This is a genomic window from Komagataeibacter xylinus, from assembly GCF_004302915.1.
GTDB classification, from domain to species: Bacteria; Pseudomonadota; Alphaproteobacteria; order Acetobacterales; family Acetobacteraceae; genus Komagataeibacter; species Komagataeibacter xylinus_C.
On record NZ_QQBI01000007.1, the window covers coordinates 40,952 to 61,966 of the forward strand.

Sequence of the window (21,015 nt, forward strand, 5' to 3'; positions counted from 1 at the left end):
GCAGGGCGATGATGTCCCTTGGCGAATATCGCAACCATGCTGCCCTCCTGTCCGATTTTCTGCCCTGGGCAGCGCTCATTGAGAAAGGTGTCGTGCTGAACAAGGACGGCAGTTTCCAGCGCACGGCAAAAATACGCGGACCCGATCTGGACAGCGCCACCCCTGCCGAACTGGTGGGTGTGACGGGGCGGCTGAACAATGCGCTCCGTCGTCTGGGCTCAGGCTGGGCTGTGTTCGTCGAGGCGCAGCGCGTCCCGGCAACAGTGTATCCCGAAAGCGATTTCCCGGATGCCGCCAGTCAGATGGTCGATCTGGAACGCCGGGAGCAGTTTGAGGATGAGGGCGCGCATTTCGAGAGCCGATATTTCCTGACCCTGGTCTGGCTGCCACCGGCGGAATCATCAGGCCGTGTCGAGCGTTTTCTCTATGAGGGACGGGAGGGCGAGGGACCAGACCCGCATGGCATGCTCCATGCGTTCGTGGACCGCACGGATCGGATGCTGGCCCTGCTGGATGGTTTCATGCCCGAGACCGCCTGGCTGGATGACGGCGAGACACTGACCTATCTGCATTCCACCATTTCCACCCGGAACCAGCGCGTCAGGGTGCCCGAGATCCCGATGCATCTGGATGCCCTGCTGGTGGACCAGCCGCTTTCGGGTGGGCTGGAGCCGAAACTCGGCGATGCATATCTGAAAACCCTGACGATCACCGGTTTCCCGTCGCGGACCTTCCCCGGAATCCTGGATGACCTGAACCGGCTGGCGATGCCGTATCGCTGGTCAACCCGCGCCATCCTTCTGGACAAGACTGACGCGACGAAGGTGCTGACGAAAATCCGTCGCCAGTGGTTTGCAAAGCGCAAGAGTATTGCAGCCATTGTCCGGGAAGTAATGACAAACGAGGCGTCGGTTCTGGTGGACAACGACGCTGCCAACAAGGCGGCCGACGCCGATCTGGCCTTGCAGTCCCTCGGTGCCGATGATGTCGGGCAGGCGTATATCACCGCGACGGTCACGGTGTGGGATGGCAGCGCCAGCATCGCGGCCGAAAAGCTTCGTCTTGTCGAAAAGATCATTCAGGGGCGCGACTTCATCTGCATGATGGAAAGCCTGAATGCGGTGGAAGCCTGGCTGGGATCTCTGCCGGGGCATGTGTACGCCAATGTGCGTCAGCCTCCGGTCTCGACGCTGAATCTGGCGCACATGATCCCGCTCTCTGCCGTGTGGGCAGGGCCGGAGCAGGACGGGCATTTCAAGGCTGCACCGCTTTTCTACGGCAGGACGGCCGGAGCGACCCCATTTCGCTTTTCCCTGCATGTCGGCGATGTCGGCCACACGTTGATCGCCGGGCCGACAGGAGCGGGCAAATCCGTCCTGCTGGCGCTGATGGCGCTCCAGTTCCGCCGCTATGCCGGCTCGCAGGTCTTCGTCTTCGATTTCGGCGGCTCCATGCGTGCGGCGACGCTCGGCATGGGCGGAGACTGGCACGAGCTCGGGGGTGGACTGACCGACGAGGATGATGGGCATCCCGCCGTATCACTCCAGCCGCTGGCAAGGATCGACGATGCCGACGAGCGCAAATGGGCCACGGAATGGCTGGGGCAGATCCTTGCCGGCGAGGGGGTGACCCTGACTCCCGAGGTGAAGTCTCACCTCTGGTCGGCACTAAATTCCCTGGCGTCGTCGCCCGTTCATGAGCGGACCCTGTCCGGACTGGTAGCACTCCTCCAGTCCAATGCCCTGAAGCAGGCGCTGGTGACCTATTGTCTGGGCGGTCCCTATGGCCGCCTGCTCGATGCGGACGCCGAACGTCTTGGCGATGCGGACGTCGTCGTGTTCGAGACTGAGGGGCTGATCGGTTCCGGCGCGGCATCATCCGTGCTGTCCTACCTGTTCCACCGCATTGAGGGCCGTCTGGACGGCCGCCCGACACTGCTGGTCATCGACGAGGGCTGGCTGGTGCTCGATGACGGCGATTTCGCCGGCCAGCTTCGGGAATGGCTGAAAACCCTGCGTAAGAAGAATGCGTCGGTGATTTTCGCCACCCAGTCCCTGTCCGACATCGCGAACTCCCGTATCGCGTCAGCGGTGGTAGAAAGTTGCCCGACGCGGATCTTCTTGCCGAACGAGCGGGCGATCGAACCTCAGATAGCCGCGATTTATCGGGATTTCGGGCTGAATGACCGGCAAATCGCCATCATCGCCCGCGCGGCCTCGAAGCGGGAGTATTACTGCCAGACGCAGCGCGGCAACCGTCTGTTCGAACTGGGGCTGGGACCAGTGGCGCTCGCCCTGTGCGCGGCATCCGGGAAGGACGACCACAGGCTGATCGATGGCGTACTGGCCGAGCACGGACGGGATGGTTTTCTGCCTGCGTGGTTTGAGGCACGCGGCGTCATGTGGGCGGCAGACCTTCTGCGGGAAGGGGGCGTGCCGTGATGGAAAAACTTTTCCCTATCCGGGCAAAACATTTCCGTCCCGGATGTGTTGCGGCCCTTGGAACCGCCCTGGGATTTATCGCGCCAATCGTATCAGCCCATGCCCAATGGGCGGTCTATGACGGCGCGAACCATGTCGAGAACGTACTGATCGCGGCCCGGACGCTCCAGCAGATCGACAACCAGATTACCTCGCTGGCCAACCAGGCGCAGATGCTGGTCAATCAGGGTCGTAATCTGGCAAGCTTGCCGCTCTCGACATTGTCGACGTTGCAATCGACGATTTCCCAGACCACGGCACTGCTCGCTCGGGCGCAGAACATCGCCTACAGCGTCCAGTCCGTCGAGCAGCAATACCAGCAGGCGTACACGTCCGTCTCGTCCGGCATGTCTGACGGCGCCCTGTTCAGCCAGGCACAGACACGGTGGCAAAATTCCGTCGGCGGGTTTGAGGACGCCCTGAAATTGCAGGCGCGGGTGGTAGGAAACATCCCGAGCGATAGTTCGGCCATGACGCAACTGGTTTCCGCCAGTCAGACTTCCACCGGGGCGTTACAGGCCGCGCAGGCGGGCAATCAGCTTCTGGCCCTGCAATCCCGGCAACTGTCCGACATCCAGGCGGAACTGGCCGCGAACGGGCGTGCCATGGCCCTGCAACAGTCGCGCGATGCCGCGACAGAAGCAGAAAGTGACGCGCAGTATCAGCATTTCTCGCAGCATGACGCCTATGTGCCGGGCACCGTGTCCATGTTCGGCGGAAGTGGGAACTGACGGTCATGGCCACGAACGATATCGGTGTTATCGACAATTTTCTGAATACCTTCACGACCACGATCGACAGTGGCTTCGGCCTTCTGAATGGAAACGTCATCTCGCTGGCTGGGTCGTTGTCCGTGCTGGATGTGGCTCTCGCTGGGCTGTTCTGGGCCTGGGCTGCGGATGAGGACATCATCCAGCGGCTGGTGAAGAAGACGCTCTATATCGGGTTCTTCGCTTTCCTGATCAACAATTTCGACCATCTTGCGAAGGTGGTGTTCGACAGCTTCGCCGCCTTGGGTCTCAGGGCGGGAGGGGGCAATCTGCTGCTTTCGGATTTCCTCCATCCCGGCCGGCTGGCCGCGACCGGTTTCGAGGCGGCCCAGCCGCTTCTGGACTCGGTTCACAATCTTCTCGGTCCGGTCGCCTTCTTCAAAAATTTCATCCAGATCTTTGTGCTGTGCTTGTCCTGGCTGATCGTGCTGGCGGCGTTCTTTATACTGGCCGTGCAGCTTTTTGTGGCCCTGATCGAGTTCAAGCTGACCAGCCTCGCCGGTTTCGTGCTGATCCCCTTCGCCCTGTTCAACCGGACGGCGTTCCTGGCCGAGAAGGTGCTGGGCAATGTCGTGTCCTCGGGCGTGAAGGTGATGGTGCTGGCGGTGATTTCCGCCATCGCGTCCGTCCTGTTCAGGCAGTTCAACACCTCCTACGGCGATGCCGTGCCGACCATCGGCCAGGCGGTCTCGGTCGTGCTGGCATCGGTGTCGATTGTTGGTCTGTCCATCTACGGCGGCAGCATCGCCAACGGGCTGATTTCCGGCGCGCCCCAGCTTGGGGCTGGTGCTGCTGTCGGGACCGGCATGGCCGTCGGTGCCATGGGCGCTGCCGCTGCGGCCGGTGTCGGGGCTGTTGCCTCCGGTGGTGCCGCAGCCCTTGGCGCGACTGCTGCTGCCGCGCGCGGTGGGGCCGCGATCGCGGGTGCGGCCAACACGGCTTATTCCATGGGAGCCATGAACGCTGCCGGTGGCAGTGCCGGTGCCCATATGGCGGCTGGTCTGGGCGGTGTCGCCCGGGCGCCGGGCAGTGCTGCCGCAAATGCCGTGAAGAGTAAAATGTCTTCCGCAGCGGCCGCCATGAAGAAGAGCTACGGCGAAGGCGCGCGAGGCGCTTTCACCGCGACGGGCGGACGTTTCACGGGTGGGTCATCGTCTGATGCGAACGGCGGGCAGTCCGGTGATCCGTCAGGTAACGGCGGCGGGCCAACGGGTGGTGGTGAAGGTGGCGGTCCCGACGGTCAGTCACCCCGCTGGGCTCAGAAGATGAAGCGCCGCAATGCCGCCACCCATGCTGCCGAGGCCGCCCATATTATTCGCTCCGCCGATGGCGGAGGCGGATCTTCCTCAATCGATCTGTCGGAAAAGGAATGAGGACGATGTTCCGTCGCTCGACCACACGCTACGGGACCACACCCGAGCCTGTCACGCCCTATCAGAAAGCCGCGCAGGCATGGGACGAACGGATTGGTTCTGCCCGCATCCAGGCCCGCAATTGGCGACTGATGGCGTTCGGCTCCCTGTTTCTGTCCGCAGGCCTTGGCGTAGGGCTGGTCTGGCAATCCGCGCGTGGCACCATCACCCCGTGGGTGGTGCAGGTGGACCGGCTGGGGCAGGCGCAGGTCGTGGCCCCAGCAACAGGAAGTTATACGCCCGCCGATCCGCAGATCGCCTGGTATCTGGCGCAGTTCGTCCACGACGTACGCGCCCTGTCGTCGGACCCTGTGGTGGTGCGGCAGAACTGGCTACGCGCCTATGATTTCACCACCACGTCCGGCGCGCAGGCGCTCAATGACTATGCCCGCCTCAACGATCCGTTCTCGCGCATCGGGCACGAGCAGGTTGAGGTGGACATCGCCTCGGTGATCCGGGCCTCGCCCGGCAGTTTCCGTGTGGCCTGGACGGAGCGTCATTACCGCGACGGGGCGTTTACCGGCATCGAACGCTGGACCGCCATCGTCTCGGTCGTTCTGCGCACGCCACGTGATGCCGACCATCTCAGGAAAAACCCTCTGGGCATCTACGTCTCCGCTATCAACTGGTCGAAGGAGCTGGGCCAATGATCCGTCGTGCTCTTCGTTTTCTCCCCCTGCTTGTCCTGCCCCTGTCTGCCTGCGCAGGGCAGTATCATCCGCCGGTCATCCGCTACGATGACGCTGTTCAGGCCACGCGTCTGCCGGATCCGCCGAAGCCGGTGCAGGTCGTCGCGGTGCCGCAGCCACTCCCGTTGCCGGGGCAGCTTAAGCCGCTGCCGTCACGACGCGCGGTCCATCCGGCCCCCGAAGTCGCTGATCCGACCGTGCGCGTGACCCAGGCCAATCTGGCGGCGCGTATCCAGCCTACGCGCGCAGGGTTCATCAATGCGGTGCAGGTCTATCCCTACAGTGCGGGGGCACTCTATCAGGTCTATGCCTCGCCGGGCGAGATCACCGACATCATGCTCCAGCAGGGTGAGAAACTGGTGGGCACTGGGCCTGTTGCGGCCGGTGACACTGTGCGCTGGATCATCGGTGATACCGAAAGCGGGGCGGGGGCCACAAAGCGGATTCATATCCTGGTCAAGCCGACCCGGCCGGACCTGACTACCAATCTGATCGTCAATACGGATCGGCGGACCTATCTCGCGGAACTGCGTTCTACGCCGGCTACCTACATGGCGTCGGTATCCTGGGACTATCCCGAGGATGACCTGATCGTCCTGCACCGGCAGGACAGTGCGGCCGATGACGAAGCTCCCATTGAAACGGGCCTCAATCTGGACGCCCTGAATTTCCGTTATGCCATCCAGCCGGTGAAAGGCGGGAGACCACCCTGGCTACCCAGCCGGGCGTTTGACGATGGTCACAAGGTCTATATCGCTTTCCCGGCCGGGATCGGACAGGGTGAACTGCCGCCGCTATTCGTGCTGGGGGCCGATGGCGGGCCGGAACTGGTCAATTATCGCGTGCGGCAGAACTGGATGATCGTGGATCGGCTCTTCGCCGCCGGTGAATTGCGGCTGGGTGACAAACATTCCGAACAGCGGGTGCGGATTGTCCGCACGGACGGACGGCGGACATGACCGGGCAGGCGCCCACAGTGGGCGAAAATCCCGCAGGTGCTGCAACGCCGCCGCCCGATCTGCGTCTGCGGGCCGATCGGCCGCGCGTGGTCCGTCTGTCCCGCACCGTGGTCTGGTCGTTGGGCGGGGTGGGCATGGTCGCGGTGGCCTTCGCGCTGGGTTACGCTCTCCAGGCCAGCCATCGGTTGCCATCCACGCCCGCCACGCAGGATACCGATGTCCGTCCCTCGGCCGACGGACTGGCTAGCCTGCCGTCCGATTATGTCGGTAATACCGTGCCGAAACTCGGTCCCGCGCTGCCCGGTGGTCTGGGGCACACCATCCTGAAGGCACAGGGACAGGGGAAGGTGGCGTCCGGCACCGAAGATCACCGCGCCGCGCAGGAGGTCGAGGCGGCGATCGCCAGCAGGCTGTTTGTGCAGACGGGGGAGCGTGACCGCGCCGGCGAACAGGCGACCCCGCCCGCGCCGGGCGCTTCTGCCACTCAGGGGCGGGCGTCCGCCACGGCCGGGTCACAGGCCGGAAACCTCGCCTTTCTGGAAGGGCAGCCCGATCGCGCGACGACCAGTCCGGACCGCATCGCGCCGCCTGCCTCGCCCTACGTCCTCCAGGCGGGCACGGTGATCGCTGGCGCGCTGAATACGAAAATCAGCTCCGACCTGCCCGGCCAGATCGTGGGCCATGTCACCCAGAACGTCTATGACAGCCCGACCGGGCGCTATCTTCTGATCCCGCAGGGTAGTACCCTGTTCGGGGCCTATAACAGCGGGATTTCCTTCGGACAGCAGCGTACCCAGATCATCTGGACGCGGCTGATCTTCCCCGATGGCGAGAGTCTGGTGCTGGAGAAGCTCCCCGGTGGCGATGCCATCGGCCAGTCCGGGCTGTCCGACGAGGTGAACAACCACTGGGGGCAATTGTTCAAAGCCGCCTTGGTGACGACTCTGCTCAGCGTCGGTTCGGAAGCGGGCACGTCATGGAACGAGAACAATCTGATGCAGGCCATCCGCAGCGGGGCCAGCAACGGGTTTTCCATGGTCGGCAACCGGCTGATCGACCGCAGTCTGAACGTCCAGCCCACCCTGACCGACCGGCCGGGGCTGCCGTTCACCGTTCTGGTCGGGCACGACCTGCTACTCAAACTCTACCGGGAACAAGGACACATACGATGACGAACCTGAAAATCCGGGAACTTCCCGATGAGAAACCGGTCAGAATGACCGTGGCGCTACCCGCCGATATTCATCGTGACCTACTTGCCTATGCGGCACTTCTTTCCGGTAGCGCTGGGGCAATGGATCCAGCCCGGCTGGTCGCCCCCATGCTCCGGCAGTTCATGATATCAGACAAGGGATTCGCCAGGGCGCGACGGCAGGCAAAAGCTGCATCATCGGAAAAGTAGGCTTATGCTCGATGGGATTCGAGATGCCGGGCGAAGGTTTGGGCGCAGGGATTTTCATTGTCGGGCCTCCAGACAATGCCGAATTCCAGATGGGAGGAACCGGCTGCGTCACGGATTTCCATGATCGCGCTGTCGTGGCCATGTTGATCGCGGATTAGCGGTAGCCACGAGGCCGGAAGCAGGGCGATGCCTTCCTTGTTCTGGACGAGTGCGACAACCCGATTGCTGCCGATATCATGACGACGGATTCGGGGATGGATATCGGTTTCACCGAGTTTTCGCCGGATAAGTTCCTTGAAATCCTGACCGGCATTATCACGTCCGATCAGGAATGTTTCATGACGCAGATCTTGCCATGAGATTTCCTGTCGTGTCGCCAGAGGGTGATCGGTGGAGAGTGCCGCCACGATGCGGTCGCTCCAAAGGGGCATGACGCGCAGGACTGGCGTCAGATTGCGACGTGTGACGACCGCGAAATCGATCTGTCCGCGCTGGAGGCGACGCACCAGTCTCTTGCCTGTGCCCTCGGAATAGCGAAAGATGATATCGGGATGCGTAGCACGGAACTCCGCCGTGAAGGCCGAGAGGCGTCCAGGCAGGACGCAGGTCTGGATGCCGATGGAGATCTGGCCATTCTCGCCCTTGCCCGTCCGCCGAGCGCGGGCGTTCATGCCAGCCACGTTATCCAGGATCATCTGGGTCCAGAGGACGAATTCCCGGCCGAACACGGTCGGTACAGCGCCAACCGGAGAGCGGGTGAACAGCCTGACATCAAGCCGCTCCTCCAGGTTGTGCAGGGACCGGCTGACGGCTGACTGCCGGGTGTTCAGGAAACGCGCTGCGCCGTGGATACTGCCGTGCTCGGCGATTGCCCGCACGCATAGCAGTTGCCACAGATCGAACGGTGGCCGCCGCATGGCCTGTCACACCGTCTTGCTGTGATGTGACCTCAAGGCGGCAGGGATTGCCTTCATGCCTCAGCAATCTCCTTAGAGACCCGGCATGGGGATGAAACCCGGTAGATCCCGAACACGATCGAGCCAGCGCGTAAGAGCCGCGTACGGGGTAAGGTCGATACCGCCCTCGGGTGTCAGTGCGAGGTAGGGAAAGAGAGCGCAGTCGGCGATTGTAGGGTGACCGAGCGCAAACCAGTCCTGTGTCTCGACATGCGCATTGAGCACCGGCAGGAGTTTGTCGGTCCAGCGCATGGCAGTGCCCATATCTAGGGGATACCCGAATTTCCGGATCAGACGGGCAGCGTTTGGGCCGTTGCGGACGTCGTTCGACGCCACTGAAAGCCATTGTGTGATGGTGGCCTGCGACATGGCATCTTCAGGCCACCAGCTGCGGTCCGTCAGTCTGCCAGCAAGATAGACCAGGATGGCCTGGGAGTCCCGGAGTGTGAAGTCACCATCCACCAGAACCGGGATTTCCCCGAACGGGTTCAGTTTCCGAAAATCTGGATCACGGTTCTGACCTGCCGCAAGATCGACAGGAACAAGGTCCAGCTTCGTGTTGGTTAAGGCAGCGAAAAGTCGGATTTTGTAGCAGTTTCCGGAGACATCCAGATCATAGAGAAGCATCAGGGGGTGTCCTTTGGCTGGAGATAGAAGAACAGGAAACACATGGGTCTTGCCCGGCAGAAACTTGCAGTCTATTGTGTACGAACGACTGTTCGTGAGTCAAAGGCGAAATGCGAGAACCCGTTCCTATCCACCGGATTGTTGTCGAAGCCCGCGAACTGTTTCGCGAATACGGCTACGAAGGAGCGTCCATGCGTGATCTGGCCGATCGTGTGGGTCTGCGTCCGCAAAGCCTCTACACGCGCTTTCCGTCGAAGGAATCGCTGGTGCGCGAGGTGCTGGCCCTGACGCTCGACGACACGCTGGCCGATCTCCCGGATTCTAAGACGGACTGGCGTGCTGCCTGGCGGACGCTGATCAGGCGGATTGCGGAGACGTTCGAGACGCGGGGGCGCTGCGTGGGGCTGCATCTCGCTTATGGCGTGACAGCGCAGACACCGGACGCTCAGGAAGCGGTAAGGGCATTTTTCTTGCGATTACGCGATGCGATGGCCGGGATTCTGGATGCCGGGAAAGTCTGTGAACCGGCGGCTGTTGCAGAGGACATCCTTGCTCAACTCGAAGGAGCAACCCTCTGGATCGCAACATCTGGAGACATGACGCCGCTTCGCCGGGCTGCCGAAAGGGCTTGTGACATCGCTATTTTGTCGTCGGCTCTATCCCGGTCCACTGAAATAGAGAAAAAGCGTTGAGAGTCGCTGTATTCTGCGGATCAGCCACTGGGAACGATCCTATGTACCAGAACGCAGCGGAGCAGCTTGGTCGGACGCTTGCTCGCCAGGGAATCGGTCTTGTTTATGGAGGGGGTCACGTCGGCCTGATGGGCGCAGTCGCGGACGCCCCCTGGCATATGGCGGAGAGGTCATCGGTGTGATGCCGCGGGCACTTGTCGATCAGGAAATTGCCCATCAGGGCCTGACCCGTCTGGATGTGGTTCCAGACATGCATGTCCGTAAAGACCGCATGTCGGAACTGGCAGATGCGTTTGTAGCATTACCGGGCGGTGCGGGAACTCTGGAAGAAATCTTCGAACAATGGACCTGGGCGCAGCTCGGGATTCATGAGAAGCCATGCGGTTTTCTGAATGTGAATGGCTATTTCGATCCTCTTTTATCCATGGTCAACAAAATGGTGGAGCAGGGCTTTATGAGGCAGGATTACAGTCAGATGCTCGTGGTTTCTGACAATATCGAAACATTGCTTCGAAGTTTTTCAGAGTACCGGCCTCCAGCGCGAAAGTGGTCTGAAAAACTTCCTGCATGATGCCTGGAACACGCATGTGCCTATAACATCCCGTCCATCTACTGGGCTTTCTCTGGTTGAGACCGTCGATCCCAGTCCCCATATGCCGCGTCTAGTTGGAATTGGCCTTCTGGCGGCGGCACTATTTTCCATCACGTTTGTACTGAATCGTGCCATGAGCCTTGGTGGCGGCCATTGGGTATGGAGCGCCTCGTTGCGCTATGTCGATATGGCATTCTTGCTGACCGCATGGCTGCTTGTGCGGCGTGGTCCGCGCTATCTGGCAGCGGTCCTCCATCTCTTTTGCGCGCGGCTAGGGTTCTGGCTTCTGGCAGGCGGAATCGGGTTTGGCATATTCTATGCCTGCTGCTGCTTTGCTACTGATCATGCTCAAGGATGGATTGTCGCGGCAACGTGGCAGTTAACGATTCTCGCTACTCCATTTGTACTGCGTGCATTTGGTGCCCGCGTTCCAATGCGTGGCCTTATCTTTTTGGGGTTTATCTTTCTTGGTGTCCTGACGCTGAACATTCAGCGTGCCTCAACCGGGTCGAGCGTAACGCAGATACTGTCAGGTGTTGTACCTGTGATGGTCGCTGCGGTTGCTTATCCCGTAGGTAACCAGTTGCTCAATTGTGCCAAGCACGCGGGTGATGAGGCATCTGTACTGTTGTCTGACCCGGTAGCGGCCGTGTTGCTACTTACGTTGGGGGCTTTGCCGGTTTTCGTACTTCTGATCCTGCTTTTCAACCCTCCCCTGCCGGGCGTGGCACAGGTAGGGGCAACAGCCCTGATCGCGCTTGTTGCCGGGTGCCTCGCTACCACATTGTTTCTTTACGCTCGCAACCTCTCTCGTGATCCGCTGCATATCGCAGCGGTGGACGCGACACAGGCGGCAGAAGTGGCATTTGCCCTGTTCGGAGAGATGCTCATGCTTGGGGCTGCTCCCCCTGATTTGTTGGGATGGGTCGGACTCGTTGCGGTTATCGGAGGGTTGATTGGTTTCACATTCCAGTCAACCGAAGGATAACGGTGCAAAGTAGAATTTGAATGTTACGGCACAAGCGTGGTGCATGCGATCAAGATTTATACTGTGACCGCAGACTGCGCAGGGACTGATGTAGATATGAAGCATGTCGAGAACCAGAGCGCTTGGTATCATGGAACATGAAGTAAGACATCGGTGGTATCTGGATTATCAGCTAAGAGAAAGCACGTCATCTTTCTAACCAAAAGGCCAAGAAAGGACGGAAATCATGATGGATACAGAGAGCCGATCTGATCGGTACGATGCCTGGGTCTGGAACGGACCCGGAGATCCAGACCGATTGCAGCGTTTGGAGAAGCAGGCTGAACCGGTAGCCGCTGGTGACATCATCGTTGCTAACACCATGGCAGCTTTCAATCCCGTCGACTGGAAAATCATCCGGCATGGGCACCCTGCCTGGAAGTTCGGTCATGTGCCAGGTGTTGATGGCGTAGGCCGGATTGTCGCGGTCGGGGTTGGCGTCACACTGCCTGTCGGACTGCGTGTGGCCTATCATCAGGGGCTGGGAAGGGATGGAAGTTTCGCACAGCGCACCGTGCTGAAGGCGGCAAGCGTCCTGCCGGTGCCGGATGGACTGAGTGATGAGCAGGCTGTCAGTGTGCCCTGTCCAGGGTCAATCAATCTCGCGCTTCTTGGTATGAATTTTCGCGACGGATTACGAATGACCTGGTCAAGATAAAAACAAGATACACGTATGTGCATCGATATATCCGGGACGATTCCAACAACGGGATTAGCCGGATTTAGATGTCTGGAATCTGCTCCTATCGCTTCAGAACCCGACGTTCTGTTTCTCCCCACTTGCCTGCCTCTCTGGCTGACGCAGTGGCTCGCTATAAGTTGAGGTGTTTGCTTATAGCGCATTAGACCGTTTTGCTACGACGCGGCCTGATGACCGTGTAGACCGAGGGCAGCACGAACAGCGTCATGCTCGTGCCGACGATCATGCCGACGACAATCACCGTTCCCAGTCCGAAGCGGCTGTTCGCGCCCGCACCCGTGGCGATGACCAGGGGCGCAAGCCCCACGACCATTGCTGCTGTGGTCATGATGATCGGTCGGAAACGGATGGCGGCGGCCGTCTCGATTGCTGTCCTGCGGTCTACATTGTCACGATGAAGGATCTCGTTTGCGAACTCGACCATCAGGATGCCATGCTTGCTCACCAGCCCGATCAGCGTAATGAGTCCGATTTCAGTATAGATATTTAACGTCGTCACACCGAGTGCGAGCGGAATAAGGGCGCCGAACACGGATAACGGCACACTGACAAGGATGATGACCGGATCGGTGAAGCTGTTGTACTGAACCGACAGGACGAGATAAATGGCAATCAGTGCGAAAAGGAACGCAAAAATCAGTGCGTTTCCTTCCTGTACATACTGACGTGAATCAGACTGCCAGTCATAGCTGTAGCCGGGCGGGAACTCCGCCGCCTTTGCCTTCAGGAAGCTCACGGCGTCACCCATCGTAACACCTTTGGCGAGAATGGCCTGAAACGTGGCCGAGTTCTGCTGGCCGAACTGGGGTAGACGATTGGGTTCGACATCGACGCGCACGTTGGCCAGGGCCGACAGCGGTACCTGATGGCCGTTCTGATCGCGCATATAGTAGGTCTTCAGCGCGTCCGGCGTCAGGCGGGACAGGGGAACAGCTTGAGGGATCACGTCATAGGACCGGCCATAATAGCCAAAGCGATTGACGTAGTTTTCCCCGATGAGCGTATTCAGCGCGTTGCCGATCCGCTCCATACGGATCCCGAGCGCATTGGCTTTGGTCCGATCGACCGTGACCCGGACAACCGGATTATCGAAGGCGAGGTCGCTATCGACCACGGCAAACAGACCGCTTTTAGAGGCTTCGTCCCGCAGGTGTGACATGACGCCGAAGACGTTGCGATAGCTGTCATCACTGCGGACGACCATCTGAACTGGCAGGCCGCCGGTTGAACCCGGCAGTGCCCCCATCTGGAACACGTAGACGCTGGTCCCCTGGATGGAAGCAACACGCTGTTGCAGGTCCATCTGGATCTGATCGGCGTTACGCCTGCGCTTGCCCCAGTCGTCGAGATTGACCCCGCCGACGCTGTTGGCGATCCCGTCAATTCCGTTCATCTGCCAATGGCTATGGCCTTCCGGGATTTCAGACATCTTTTCGTAAAGTGTCTGGGCGTAAGTCTCGACATAATGAAGGTTGGCGTATTGCGGGGCTTTGACCGCCGTATAGACGATATCCTGGTCCTCATTGGGCGCCAGTTCGCTCTGGGACACGTGTAGCATAACCGGAATAAGAAGGAAGATTACTGCGGCCGTGCCAAGCGGAACCCAGCGATGCCGCAGCGAAAAATCGAGCACGGTTTCATAGCGCGCCGTCATGAAACCGAAGGCATGCTCGGCCATTCGTTCCATGAATCCTTCCTTTTCTTTCGCTTTGAGCAATTTTGCACTCATGAGCGGCGACAGGGTGAGTGCGACGACACCGGAGACGATGACGGACCCGGCCAGCGTGAGCGCGAATTCCCGGAACAGCGTGCCCGTCAGTCCGCCCATGAAAGCGATGGGGGCGTAAACCGCTGTAAGTGTGAGGGTCATCGCGACAACAGGGCCTGCCACCTCACGCGCCCCAAGTAACGCGGCGTCGAAGGGGGACTTGCCCTCTTCGATATGGCGATGGACGTTCTCGATCACGACGATGGCGTCATCGACCACGAGCCCAATCGACAGCACCATCGCCAGCAAGGTGAGCAAATTCAGGCTGAACCCGAAGGTGTACATCAGGCCGACGGCACCGAGCATCGAGAGGGGTATAGTGGCGATAGGCACGATCACCGCCCGCACGGTGCCGAGTGAGAGGTAGATCACAAGAATGACGATGAGCAGCGCCTCGATGAAGGTCTCGGTCACTTCATCGATCGACGCCTGGATGAAATGCGCGGTCTCGTAAGGAACGCGGACATCAATTCCCGGCGGGAGCGTCGCCTTGAGTTTCGGCATGATCTCGTTGAGACGCGAGATGATCGTCAGCGGGTTGCCCGTCGGCGACGGCTCCAGACCCACGAAGATCGAAGGTCGGGGTGTCGGCTTGCCGTTCGGCGGCCGAAGCGTGCTGGTCTGCGAACTGGTATCGGTATTGTCCGGTCCGAGTTCGGCGCGTCCGATGTCCCGCACCCGGATAACCCGGCCACCGGTCGAGCGCAGTACCATGTCACGGAATTCCTCGACCGTTTTCAGATCCGTGTTGAGGTTGATATTGCTGATCGTATAAACGCCACGTATCCGGCCGGGTGCGGCCTGGAAATTGTTCTCCCGGATAGCCCGTGCCACGTCCTCGCCCGTCATGTCGTTGGCGGCCAGTTTCTCGGGATCGAGCCAGAGGCGCATCGAAAGGCGCTGCTCTCCGAAATAACTGATTTCGGATACGCCCTCTATGCCCGAGAGCATCGGTGCTGCGACCCGATGGATATAATCCGAGATTTCGTAGAGAGGCCGCGTTGTGCTGGCAAAACCGATATAGGCGACTGCGGTAAAGCCGCCCGAGGTGCGTTTGATGACCGGATCATACGCGCCTTCCGGCAACCGGTATTTGACGGCGTTCACCTTGGACATCACGTCGGTCAGGGCGCGCATGGAATCATAATTCAGCATCATGCGCACCGTCACCACGCTGAGGCCCTGCGTGGTGGTGGAGGAAAGGTAATCGATGCCCTCGACGGACGCGACGGCCTCGCTGATCGGCTGGGTCACGAAGCCCTGCATGAGGTCGGATGACGCGCCCGGATAGCGGGTCGAGATCAGGATCGTGGAGGTTTCGAGGGTTGGATATTGACGTGTAGCGATGGAATTGAGGCCCTTGATCCCGAAGAGAACAATCAGGATCGTCACGACAATCGCGAGGACAGGCCGCCGAAGAAAGCGATCAGTGAAACTCATTGTGCCAGTCCTTCCAGGCCAGCCATAGGAAGAACCTCAGGAGTTTCGCGCACCGTTATGCCGTCCACGAGACGGTTCTGACCGCTGCTGACGACGCGATCGCCCGGCTTCAACCCGTCGTCAATGGCGACCCAGCCCATGCGTCGATCGCTTTCGCGTATTGCTGTCGGGTGGACAGCGAGGCCTTTGTCAGACGGGCGCTCTACAAAGACGGTTTCGCCATAGGCCGAGTACGTAACTGCCGTTTCCGGCACAACCATGCGTGGTGCGACGGTCGCTGTGAGACTCACATGCGCATAAGTTCCCGGATGGAGATCGGGTGGGGGATCATTGAGGAGGGCCTGGACCGACAGCGTTCGTGACCCGTCGATTTTCGGGTCGATGGCGGTAACAACTGCGTCGAAGTGATGGTCTGGATCGGTGTCGAGTGTGGTGTGGACGATCTGGCCAAGATGCACGCTGGCGGCATTTTCTTCGGCCAGAATGAAGTTGACCCGCATCCGGGCGTAGGACGTCAGCGTGGCGATGGCATCCCCCGGATTCAGATACTGCCCGAGATTGACCCGTCTGATCCCAATGGCGCCGTCGAAGGGCGCGCGGATATGCTTCTGGTCGATCACCGCCTGCACTCTGGCGACGTTGCCTTTCGCGGCTTCGAAGCGCGCCGTGGCTGTCTCCAGATCCTCGTGGCTCTCCACGCCGGTCCGGATGAGAGAACGGGCACGGGCCAGATCGGCCTCGGCCGCGCGCAATTCGCCGCTCTGGCGGATCAGCTCGCCCTGTTCCGGTGCGTCATTGAGGACCAGGAGCAGCTGGCCTTTCCGGACGATCGCCCCGGAATCGAAATCCAGTTCAGTGATCCGGCCGGCGATTTCAGGGGAGAGCGTTACCCCCTGGAACGGCTCGACCTGACCGATCGTCTCGATATGGGCGGCGAAGGGGACGGGTCTGACCGGCCAGACGGATACCGCCGTTGCCGGAGTGTCGGCAGCCCTGCCGGCGGCGGGCAGAGACATCAGCACCGCGAGAGCGGTGACATGGCGCCAGGGGACGGAGAAGCGTCGCACAGATATCTCCTGAAGTTATTGTTATACGCGGATATACGTACATAAAAGGCTGGAAAGTCCGGACATTGGAGGCCGAACGCGCATCAGATGCCGGTCATCGCGCCGCGAGCCGGACGGATCGCCACTGATCGGATGTGACATGGGCGTCGGCCAGGCCACCGCCCGTCGCCACCATGATCCGCACCGTCTGACGGAACATCTCGGTCTGTGCCCGCACCGTGTTCTGGCGTGCGAGCAGAACGAGCCGGCGGGCGTTGATCGGCTGGAGGATGTTTTCCCGACCCGCCTGATACCCGGCCTGACTCAGGGTCAGCGCATCATCGGCCGAGGTCAGGGCCTGCCGCTGGTTGTCCAGTTCCGTCGACGCGTTCTTCAGGCCGTTCAGACTATCGGCGACCTCCCGAAAGCCGTTGATGACCACTGACTGGTAGTGATCGAAAGCGATCCGATAGTCCTCTTCCGCCTGTTTTTTCCGGGCCTTCAGGGTGCCGCCGTGGAACAGCGGCAGAGCAGCGCCGCCGATCAGGCGCCACGCCGCACCGGCGGGGCCACCCATCAGACCTTCGGCAGCGGCGGCCGCACTGAGGGTCAGGCGGGGATACAGGTCAGCCGTCCGGGCACCGATTTCGGCATTCGTCGCGCGCATCATGGCTTCGGCGCCGATGATATCCGGACGGGCATGGACAAGGTTGGAGGGCACGACCACAGGGATGTCTGGCGGAAGGCTGAAATCGGCGAGCGTCAGGATCGGTGCGGTCCAGTTGGCGGGCGAATGTCCGGTCAGGACGGCCAGTGTCGTTCGCGCGGCTTCATGGGCATTGATCAGCGACGGCAGGAGAGACTGGTCGTGCGCCAACTGCGCTTCGGCCGTCACGACATCCAGTCGGGGTCTCCTGCCCGCTTGCCAGGCGAGCGTTGCCAGCCGGAGCGTTTCCCGGTCGGTGTCGATCACACCCCGGATCACGGCGATCTGGTCTGCTGTCGAGGCCGCTTCGAAGGCGGTCAGGACCGTGTCGCCGACCACCAGCAGCATTGTGACGTCCCGGCGTTCCCGTTCGGCATCCTTCTGCGCGCCAGCCATCTCGATCAGACGATGGTTGCCTCCAAAAATATCGGGATCATACGAAAGGTCGAGACCTGCCGAGTAGGCGGAGAAAGCGGGGAAGGTCCATGCCCAAGGGCCGAACAGGGAGGCCCCATATTCCTGTCGCCCCTCGGCGCCGGTGGCGTCGATCTGGGGCATCAGGCTGCCTTGGGCGGCATGGAGTCCCTCGGCCGCCTTGCGCAGGTTGGCCTGGGCTGCCTGGATCGACCAGTTGTTCCGGAGTGACTCTGTGACGAGGGCGTCCAGCCGGGGTGAGCGAAAAAGATACCACCAGTCGGAGCCTGACTTCCCGATGGCCTGATACGGGGAGTTGGACGAAGCTATGGTCGCTGTTTCCGACCATGTTTCGCCGAATGTTGCGGCATTCGGTGGCTGGGGTGCCTTGTAGGTCGGGCCGACTGTGCAGCCTGTGAGGCCCGGCAGCAGGGCAACAAGAGCTAGCCAGGCCGGGCGTGGTGCGGCGGCGCCCCGCTTTGGCCTCTGGGTATGGAGCGGGAAATTGGATGGCAAGGCGGCCTCCGGGCGTCATGAACGAGTCTCTAAGATACGAACATAGACGTACATACGAATAAAAGACCAGCTTTATCGAGAAACCAGTTTGCGACGGAGGCTCTGAAGCAGGGTTTTCTTGACCGGTTCCCATGATACGCGTACCAATCCACGCATGATCGCACGTCATCCGAAACGCGAGGATATCCGGCTCGACGCCGTGCTGACGGCATTGGGTAATCCCATCCGTCTTGCTGCGGTGCGGACGATTGCCGTGGGGGGCGAACATCCCTGCTGTGATGTGCTCCCGCAGATTCCGAAATCCACCATGACGCATCACTGGCGCGCCCTGCGTGACAGCGGTGTGGTCTGGCAGCGTCATATCGGTCGGGAATACCGTCTTGAGTTGCGGCGCGAGGATCTGGACAGTCGCTTTCCCGGTCTGCTGGATTCCATCCTCGGCCCGCTTGTCAGCGACCCGCTCACGCAGGAGACGATCGCCGAATACGATCGTTCCCGCCAAGGCGCACCTGTCTGATGGGCATACCGGCGGGACGACTTTTGCTCAGGGAGTGCCAGAGCCGGATGGCGGGATGACGCATCCTGTGCTGTCGCAGGTCATGCCGCTGATAGGGCTCTCGGACGCGGTTTTGCGCGCATTGTTCCATGACTGGCGCAGGGCGGCCAACAATTGTGCTTTCGGCTGAGCGCCTGAAAGAGCGTAGGCACCGTCGAAGGCAAAGAAGGGCACGCCATGAATGCCGGCCTGTGACGCACGGGTTTCATCACACCTGACATCTTTGGCGAAGTCGGTGCTCGTCAGCGTGGCGCGCACGGCGTCGTCATCAAGACCGACATCCTGCGCAAGGCCGGCAAGTACGTCATGGTCGGCGAGAGGGGCGTTGTCGGTGAAATAGGCCCGGAACAGCCGTTCCGTCATGTCCGGGCCGCGACCGTGCTGCTCGGCAAATTTGGTTAGCCGATGCGCGTCGAAAGTATTGGTGTAGCGGACCGAGGCATAGCGCATGTCGAGGCCGCATCGCTCGCCCATGGACGTGATGTGGTCGATCATGGCTTGGGCGTCGCTCCGGCTTTTGCCGTATTTTCGCATGATGCGGTCGAGTGTTGTGGTGGTCACCGCCGGACCCGACGTCGGATCGAGTTCGAAGGCCCGGAAGACAATCTCGATTTCGCGGGCATGTTCGAATTCAGACAGGGCGGCTTCGAGAAACCGCTTGCCGATATAACAGTAGGGGCAGGCATAGTCAGACCAGATTTCGAGTTTCATGACAGGCTCCATGACGCTTGCGATAAATACGTATGTATTCGTATCATGGTCTCTATCAAGCCTGCGGTCACGTCGCTGTGACCGGGTACGGGCGATATAGGAGAAGCAGCCATCATGATGACACCCCGCGTCCCGCTGGAATTTGCGACCGGCCCCGATCCGGTGGCTACCATCATTCTCATTCACGGACTTGGAGCCAGCGGCGAGACGTTCCGGCCCGTGGCGCAGGCGCTGGATCTGAGCGCAGTTGGCGCCGTGCGTTTTGTCCTGCCCAATGCACCGGTCAGGTCGGTTTCCGTCTGTGGGGGCGAGCGGATGCCGGCCTGGTATGATCTGCTGGACCAGAATTTCGTGGCGCGGGAGGATGAGGCCGGACTGAAGGAAGCAGCGGCGTATTTCACGCAGCTGATCGATCGGGAAATCGAGCGGGGAATGGCGCCGGAGCGCATTGTGATCGGCGGGTTTTCGCAGGGCGGTGCAATGTCGCTGATGACCGGCCTGCGCTATTCGCGCCCTTTGGCCGGGATCGCCGATCTGTCAGGATATCTGCCTCTGGCACCCGCAACCGGCCGGGAACGTACTGCCGCAAGCCGCGCCACACCGATCTTCATGGGACATGGAACGCAGGACGGCATTGTTCCGCTGGCTCTTGCTGACGCAGCGCGCCGTCATCTGGCTGGCTGGGGATATGACATAACCTGGCGGACCTATCCCATGGATCATACAATCATTGAGGCCGAAATCCGGGATCTGAACATCTGGCTGTCTGACGTGTTGAAGCCGACGACCCTCTGAGAAAGGACGCGTTCCATGATCGATCTTTTCTACTGGCCGACCCCGAACGGTCACAAGATCACGCTGTTTCTGGAAGAAGCGGGGCTGGATTACACCATTCATCCTGTCGATATCAGTGCGGGGGATCAGTTCCGGCCGGAATTTCTGGCCATTTCTCCCAATAACCGCATGCCCGCGATCATTGACCGGAACCCAAAAGACGGCGGTGAGGCCATCAGTATTTTTGAATCAGGGGCAATCCTCCTCTACCTCGCAGAAAAAACGGGGCGGTTTCTGCCTGAGGATATCCGGGGCCGCACGGCAGTCACCGAATGGCTGTTCTGGCAGGTCGGCGGTCTGGGACCGATGGCGGGGCAGAACCATCATTTCGGACAGTATGCGCCGGAGAAAATTCCCTATGCCGTCACACGCTATGTCAATGAGACCAACCGTCTGTATGGCGTGATGGACCGGCGTCTGGCGCGAGTGCCATTCCTCGGCGGTGCCGATTACAGCATTGCGGATATGGCCAGCTATCCATGGGTCGTGCCGTGGCAGCGCCAGCAGCAGAACCTTGATGAGTTTCCGAACCTGAAGCGCTGGTTTGAAAACATTGCCGCGCGCCCGGCAACGATACGGGCCTACGAGAAGGGGAAAGACCTGTCGGCGGCGCCCAGCGTGACGGAAGAGGGGAAGAAAATCCTCTTTGGTCAGACAGCCCGATCCGTCGTCCGGTAAGACAGGACAATCAGCAGTTGGAACCCGTCCTGACCTTGGC

21 protein-coding genes are annotated in these 21,015 nt (G+C 60.7%); 15 read left to right on the forward strand and 6 right to left on the reverse strand.

All coding sequences use genetic code 11. The features are described 5' to 3' along the window. Window positions 1-8 precede the first annotated feature (8 nt). From trbE to DV027_RS06495, 7 genes are read left to right on the forward strand one after another with little or no spacing between them, the layout of a single operon-like run. Complete coding sequence (gene trbE / locus DV027_RS06465) at window positions 9-2,441, forward strand: conjugal transfer protein TrbE (protein ID WP_130731070.1); 2,433 nt, start codon at window positions 9-11, stop codon at window positions 2,439-2,441. Continuing rightward, complete coding sequence (gene trbJ, locus DV027_RS06470; RefSeq protein WP_034932529.1) at window positions 2,438-3,211, forward strand: P-type conjugative transfer protein TrbJ; 774 nt, start codon at window positions 2,438-2,440, stop codon at window positions 3,209-3,211. Before trbE ends, trbJ begins: the two co-directional genes overlap by 4 nt. Window positions 3,212-3,216: 5 nt before the next feature. Then, window positions 3,217-4,623 (forward strand): P-type conjugative transfer protein TrbL, encoded by a 1,407-nt coding sequence (gene trbL / locus DV027_RS06475; protein ID WP_130731071.1) that lies wholly within the window; start codon window positions 3,217-3,219, stop codon window positions 4,621-4,623. Between the two features lie 5 nt (window positions 4,624-4,628). After that, entirely contained in the window at window positions 4,629-5,312 is a 684-nt protein-coding gene (trbF, locus tag DV027_RS06480) for a conjugal transfer protein TrbF (RefSeq protein ID WP_130731072.1), read from the forward strand. Continuing rightward, window positions 5,309-6,310, forward strand: coding sequence for a P-type conjugative transfer protein TrbG (gene trbG / locus DV027_RS06485; RefSeq protein WP_130731073.1), 1,002 nt, complete (start codon window positions 5,309-5,311; stop codon window positions 6,308-6,310). Before trbF ends, trbG begins: the two co-directional genes overlap by 4 nt. Then, window positions 6,307-7,482 (forward strand): TraB/TrbI/VirB10 family type IV secretion system protein, encoded by a 1,176-nt coding sequence (locus DV027_RS06490; RefSeq protein WP_130731074.1) that lies wholly within the window; start codon window positions 6,307-6,309, stop codon window positions 7,480-7,482. The genes trbG and DV027_RS06490 overlap by 4 nt, the downstream gene beginning before the upstream one ends. Next, a complete protein-coding gene (locus DV027_RS06495) occupies window positions 7,479-7,712 on the forward strand; it encodes a DUF2274 domain-containing protein (RefSeq protein ID WP_034932537.1) in 234 nt (77 codons plus the stop codon). Before DV027_RS06490 ends, DV027_RS06495 begins: the two co-directional genes overlap by 4 nt. A gap of 2 nt (window positions 7,713-7,714) precedes the next feature. Here the strand turns inward: DV027_RS06495 and DV027_RS06500 are convergent, their stop codons facing one another. After that, window positions 7,715-8,629 (reverse strand): LysR family transcriptional regulator, encoded by a 915-nt coding sequence (locus DV027_RS06500; protein ID WP_130731075.1) that lies wholly within the window; start codon window positions 8,627-8,629, stop codon window positions 7,715-7,717. A gap of 72 nt (window positions 8,630-8,701) precedes the next feature. Then, entirely contained in the window at window positions 8,702-9,295 is a 594-nt protein-coding gene (locus tag DV027_RS06505) for a glutathione S-transferase family protein (RefSeq protein ID WP_130731076.1), read from the reverse strand. A 110-nt stretch (window positions 9,296-9,405) separates the two neighbouring features. Between DV027_RS06505 and DV027_RS06510 the strand changes: the two genes are divergently transcribed. The 5 genes from DV027_RS06510 (at window position 9,406) to DV027_RS06525 (ending at window position 12,264) form a co-directional block, all read left to right on the forward strand. Further along, window positions 9,406-9,987 carry a TetR/AcrR family transcriptional regulator gene (locus tag DV027_RS06510; RefSeq protein ID WP_130731077.1) on the forward strand — a complete coding sequence of 194 codons (582 nt, stop codon included), beginning with the start codon at window positions 9,406-9,408 and terminating at the stop codon, window positions 9,985-9,987. Further along, on the forward strand, window positions 9,984-10,169 hold the full coding sequence (locus DV027_RS17845; RefSeq protein WP_475584072.1) for an SLOG cluster 4 domain-containing protein: 186 nt from the start codon (window positions 9,984-9,986) through the stop codon (window positions 10,167-10,169). Before DV027_RS06510 ends, DV027_RS17845 begins: the two co-directional genes overlap by 4 nt. Then, window positions 10,139-10,558, forward strand: coding sequence for a TIGR00730 family Rossman fold protein (locus DV027_RS06515; protein WP_475584073.1), 420 nt, complete (start codon window positions 10,139-10,141; stop codon window positions 10,556-10,558). The genes DV027_RS17845 and DV027_RS06515 overlap by 31 nt, the downstream gene beginning before the upstream one ends. Window positions 10,559-10,640: 82 nt before the next feature. Beyond that, the gene (locus DV027_RS06520) at window positions 10,641-11,567 is read left to right on the forward strand and encodes a multidrug resistance efflux transporter family protein (protein WP_130731078.1); all 927 of its coding nucleotides are present in this window, start codon (window positions 10,641-10,643) and stop codon (window positions 11,565-11,567) included. Window positions 11,568-11,793: 226 nt separating this feature from the next. Next, complete coding sequence (locus DV027_RS06525) at window positions 11,794-12,264, forward strand: alcohol dehydrogenase catalytic domain-containing protein (protein ID WP_240471291.1); 471 nt, start codon at window positions 11,794-11,796, stop codon at window positions 12,262-12,264. A 184-nt stretch (window positions 12,265-12,448) separates the two neighbouring features. On the opposite strand, the gene DV027_RS06530 is transcribed toward DV027_RS06525, so the two are convergent. The 3 genes from DV027_RS06530 to DV027_RS06540 all read right to left on the reverse strand — a co-directional run bounded on the left by DV027_RS06530 (window position 12,449) and on the right by DV027_RS06540 (window position 18,196). Then, window positions 12,449-15,514 carry an efflux RND transporter permease subunit gene (locus DV027_RS06530; protein ID WP_130731079.1) on the reverse strand — a complete coding sequence of 1,022 codons (3,066 nt, stop codon included), beginning with the start codon at window positions 15,512-15,514 and terminating at the stop codon, window positions 12,449-12,451. Further along, window positions 15,511-16,581, reverse strand: a complete 1,071-nt coding sequence (locus DV027_RS06535; protein ID WP_242621759.1) for an efflux RND transporter periplasmic adaptor subunit — start codon at window positions 16,579-16,581, stop codon at window positions 15,511-15,513. Before DV027_RS06535 ends, DV027_RS06530 begins: the two co-directional genes overlap by 4 nt. A gap of 94 nt (window positions 16,582-16,675) precedes the next feature. Then, on the reverse strand, window positions 16,676-18,196 hold the full coding sequence (locus tag DV027_RS06540) for an efflux transporter outer membrane subunit (RefSeq protein ID WP_130731080.1): 1,521 nt from the start codon (window positions 18,194-18,196) through the stop codon (window positions 16,676-16,678). 118 nt (window positions 18,197-18,314) lie between these two features. On the opposite strand from DV027_RS06540, the gene DV027_RS06545 reads away from it, so the two are divergent. Beyond that, window positions 18,315-18,713: an ArsR/SmtB family transcription factor gene (locus tag DV027_RS06545; RefSeq protein WP_242621760.1), complete on the forward strand. Its 399-nt coding sequence runs from the start codon at window positions 18,315-18,317 to the stop codon at window positions 18,711-18,713. A 27-nt stretch (window positions 18,714-18,740) separates the two neighbouring features. Here DV027_RS06545 and DV027_RS06550 read toward each other — a convergent pair whose 3' ends face one another. After that, a complete protein-coding gene (locus DV027_RS06550; RefSeq protein WP_130731081.1) occupies window positions 18,741-19,463 on the reverse strand; it encodes a DsbA family oxidoreductase in 723 nt (240 codons plus the stop codon). 114 nt (window positions 19,464-19,577) lie between these two features. Between DV027_RS06550 and DV027_RS06555 the strand changes: the two genes are divergently transcribed. Continuing rightward, window positions 19,578-20,258, forward strand: a complete 681-nt coding sequence (locus DV027_RS06555; protein WP_242621761.1) for an alpha/beta hydrolase — start codon at window positions 19,578-19,580, stop codon at window positions 20,256-20,258. Between the two features lie 15 nt (window positions 20,259-20,273). Continuing rightward, window positions 20,274-20,975: a glutathione S-transferase N-terminal domain-containing protein gene (locus DV027_RS06560; RefSeq protein WP_130731082.1), complete on the forward strand. Its 702-nt coding sequence runs from the start codon at window positions 20,274-20,276 to the stop codon at window positions 20,973-20,975. The last annotated feature ends 40 nt before the right edge of the window (window positions 20,976-21,015 follow it).

Coding starts and splice junctions, on each gene's coding strand:
- trbE (WP_130731070.1), top strand. CDS start 9: ATGATGTCCCTTGGCGAATATCGCAACCATGCTGCCCTCCTGTCCGAT.
- trbL (WP_130731071.1), top strand. CDS start 3,217: ATGGCCACGAACGATATCGGTGTTATCGACAATTTTCTGAATACCTTC.
- trbF (WP_130731072.1), top strand. CDS start 4,629: ATGTTCCGTCGCTCGACCACACGCTACGGGACCACACCCGAGCCTGTC.
- trbG (WP_130731073.1), top strand. CDS start 5,309: ATGATCCGTCGTGCTCTTCGTTTTCTCCCCCTGCTTGTCCTGCCCCTG.
- DV027_RS06490 (WP_130731074.1), top strand. CDS start 6,307: ATGACCGGGCAGGCGCCCACAGTGGGCGAAAATCCCGCAGGTGCTGCA.
- DV027_RS06495 (WP_034932537.1), top strand. CDS start 7,479: ATGACGAACCTGAAAATCCGGGAACTTCCCGATGAGAAACCGGTCAGA.
- DV027_RS06500 (WP_130731075.1), bottom strand. CDS start 8,629: ATGCGGCGGCCACCGTTCGATCTGTGGCAACTGCTATGCGTGCGGGCA.
- DV027_RS06505 (WP_130731076.1), bottom strand. CDS start 9,295: ATGCTTCTCTATGATCTGGATGTCTCCGGAAACTGCTACAAAATCCGA.
- DV027_RS06510 (WP_130731077.1), top strand. CDS start 9,406: ATGCGAGAACCCGTTCCTATCCACCGGATTGTTGTCGAAGCCCGCGAA.
- DV027_RS06520 (WP_130731078.1), top strand. CDS start 10,641: ATGCCGCGTCTAGTTGGAATTGGCCTTCTGGCGGCGGCACTATTTTCC.
- DV027_RS06525 (WP_240471291.1), top strand. CDS start 11,794: ATGATGGATACAGAGAGCCGATCTGATCGGTACGATGCCTGGGTCTGG.
- DV027_RS06530 (WP_130731079.1), bottom strand. CDS start 15,514: ATGAGTTTCACTGATCGCTTTCTTCGGCGGCCTGTCCTCGCGATTGTC.
- DV027_RS06550 (WP_130731081.1), bottom strand. CDS start 19,463: ATGAAACTCGAAATCTGGTCTGACTATGCCTGCCCCTACTGTTATATC.
- DV027_RS06555 (WP_242621761.1), top strand. CDS start 19,578: ATGATGACACCCCGCGTCCCGCTGGAATTTGCGACCGGCCCCGATCCG.
- DV027_RS06560 (WP_130731082.1), top strand. CDS start 20,274: ATGATCGATCTTTTCTACTGGCCGACCCCGAACGGTCACAAGATCACG.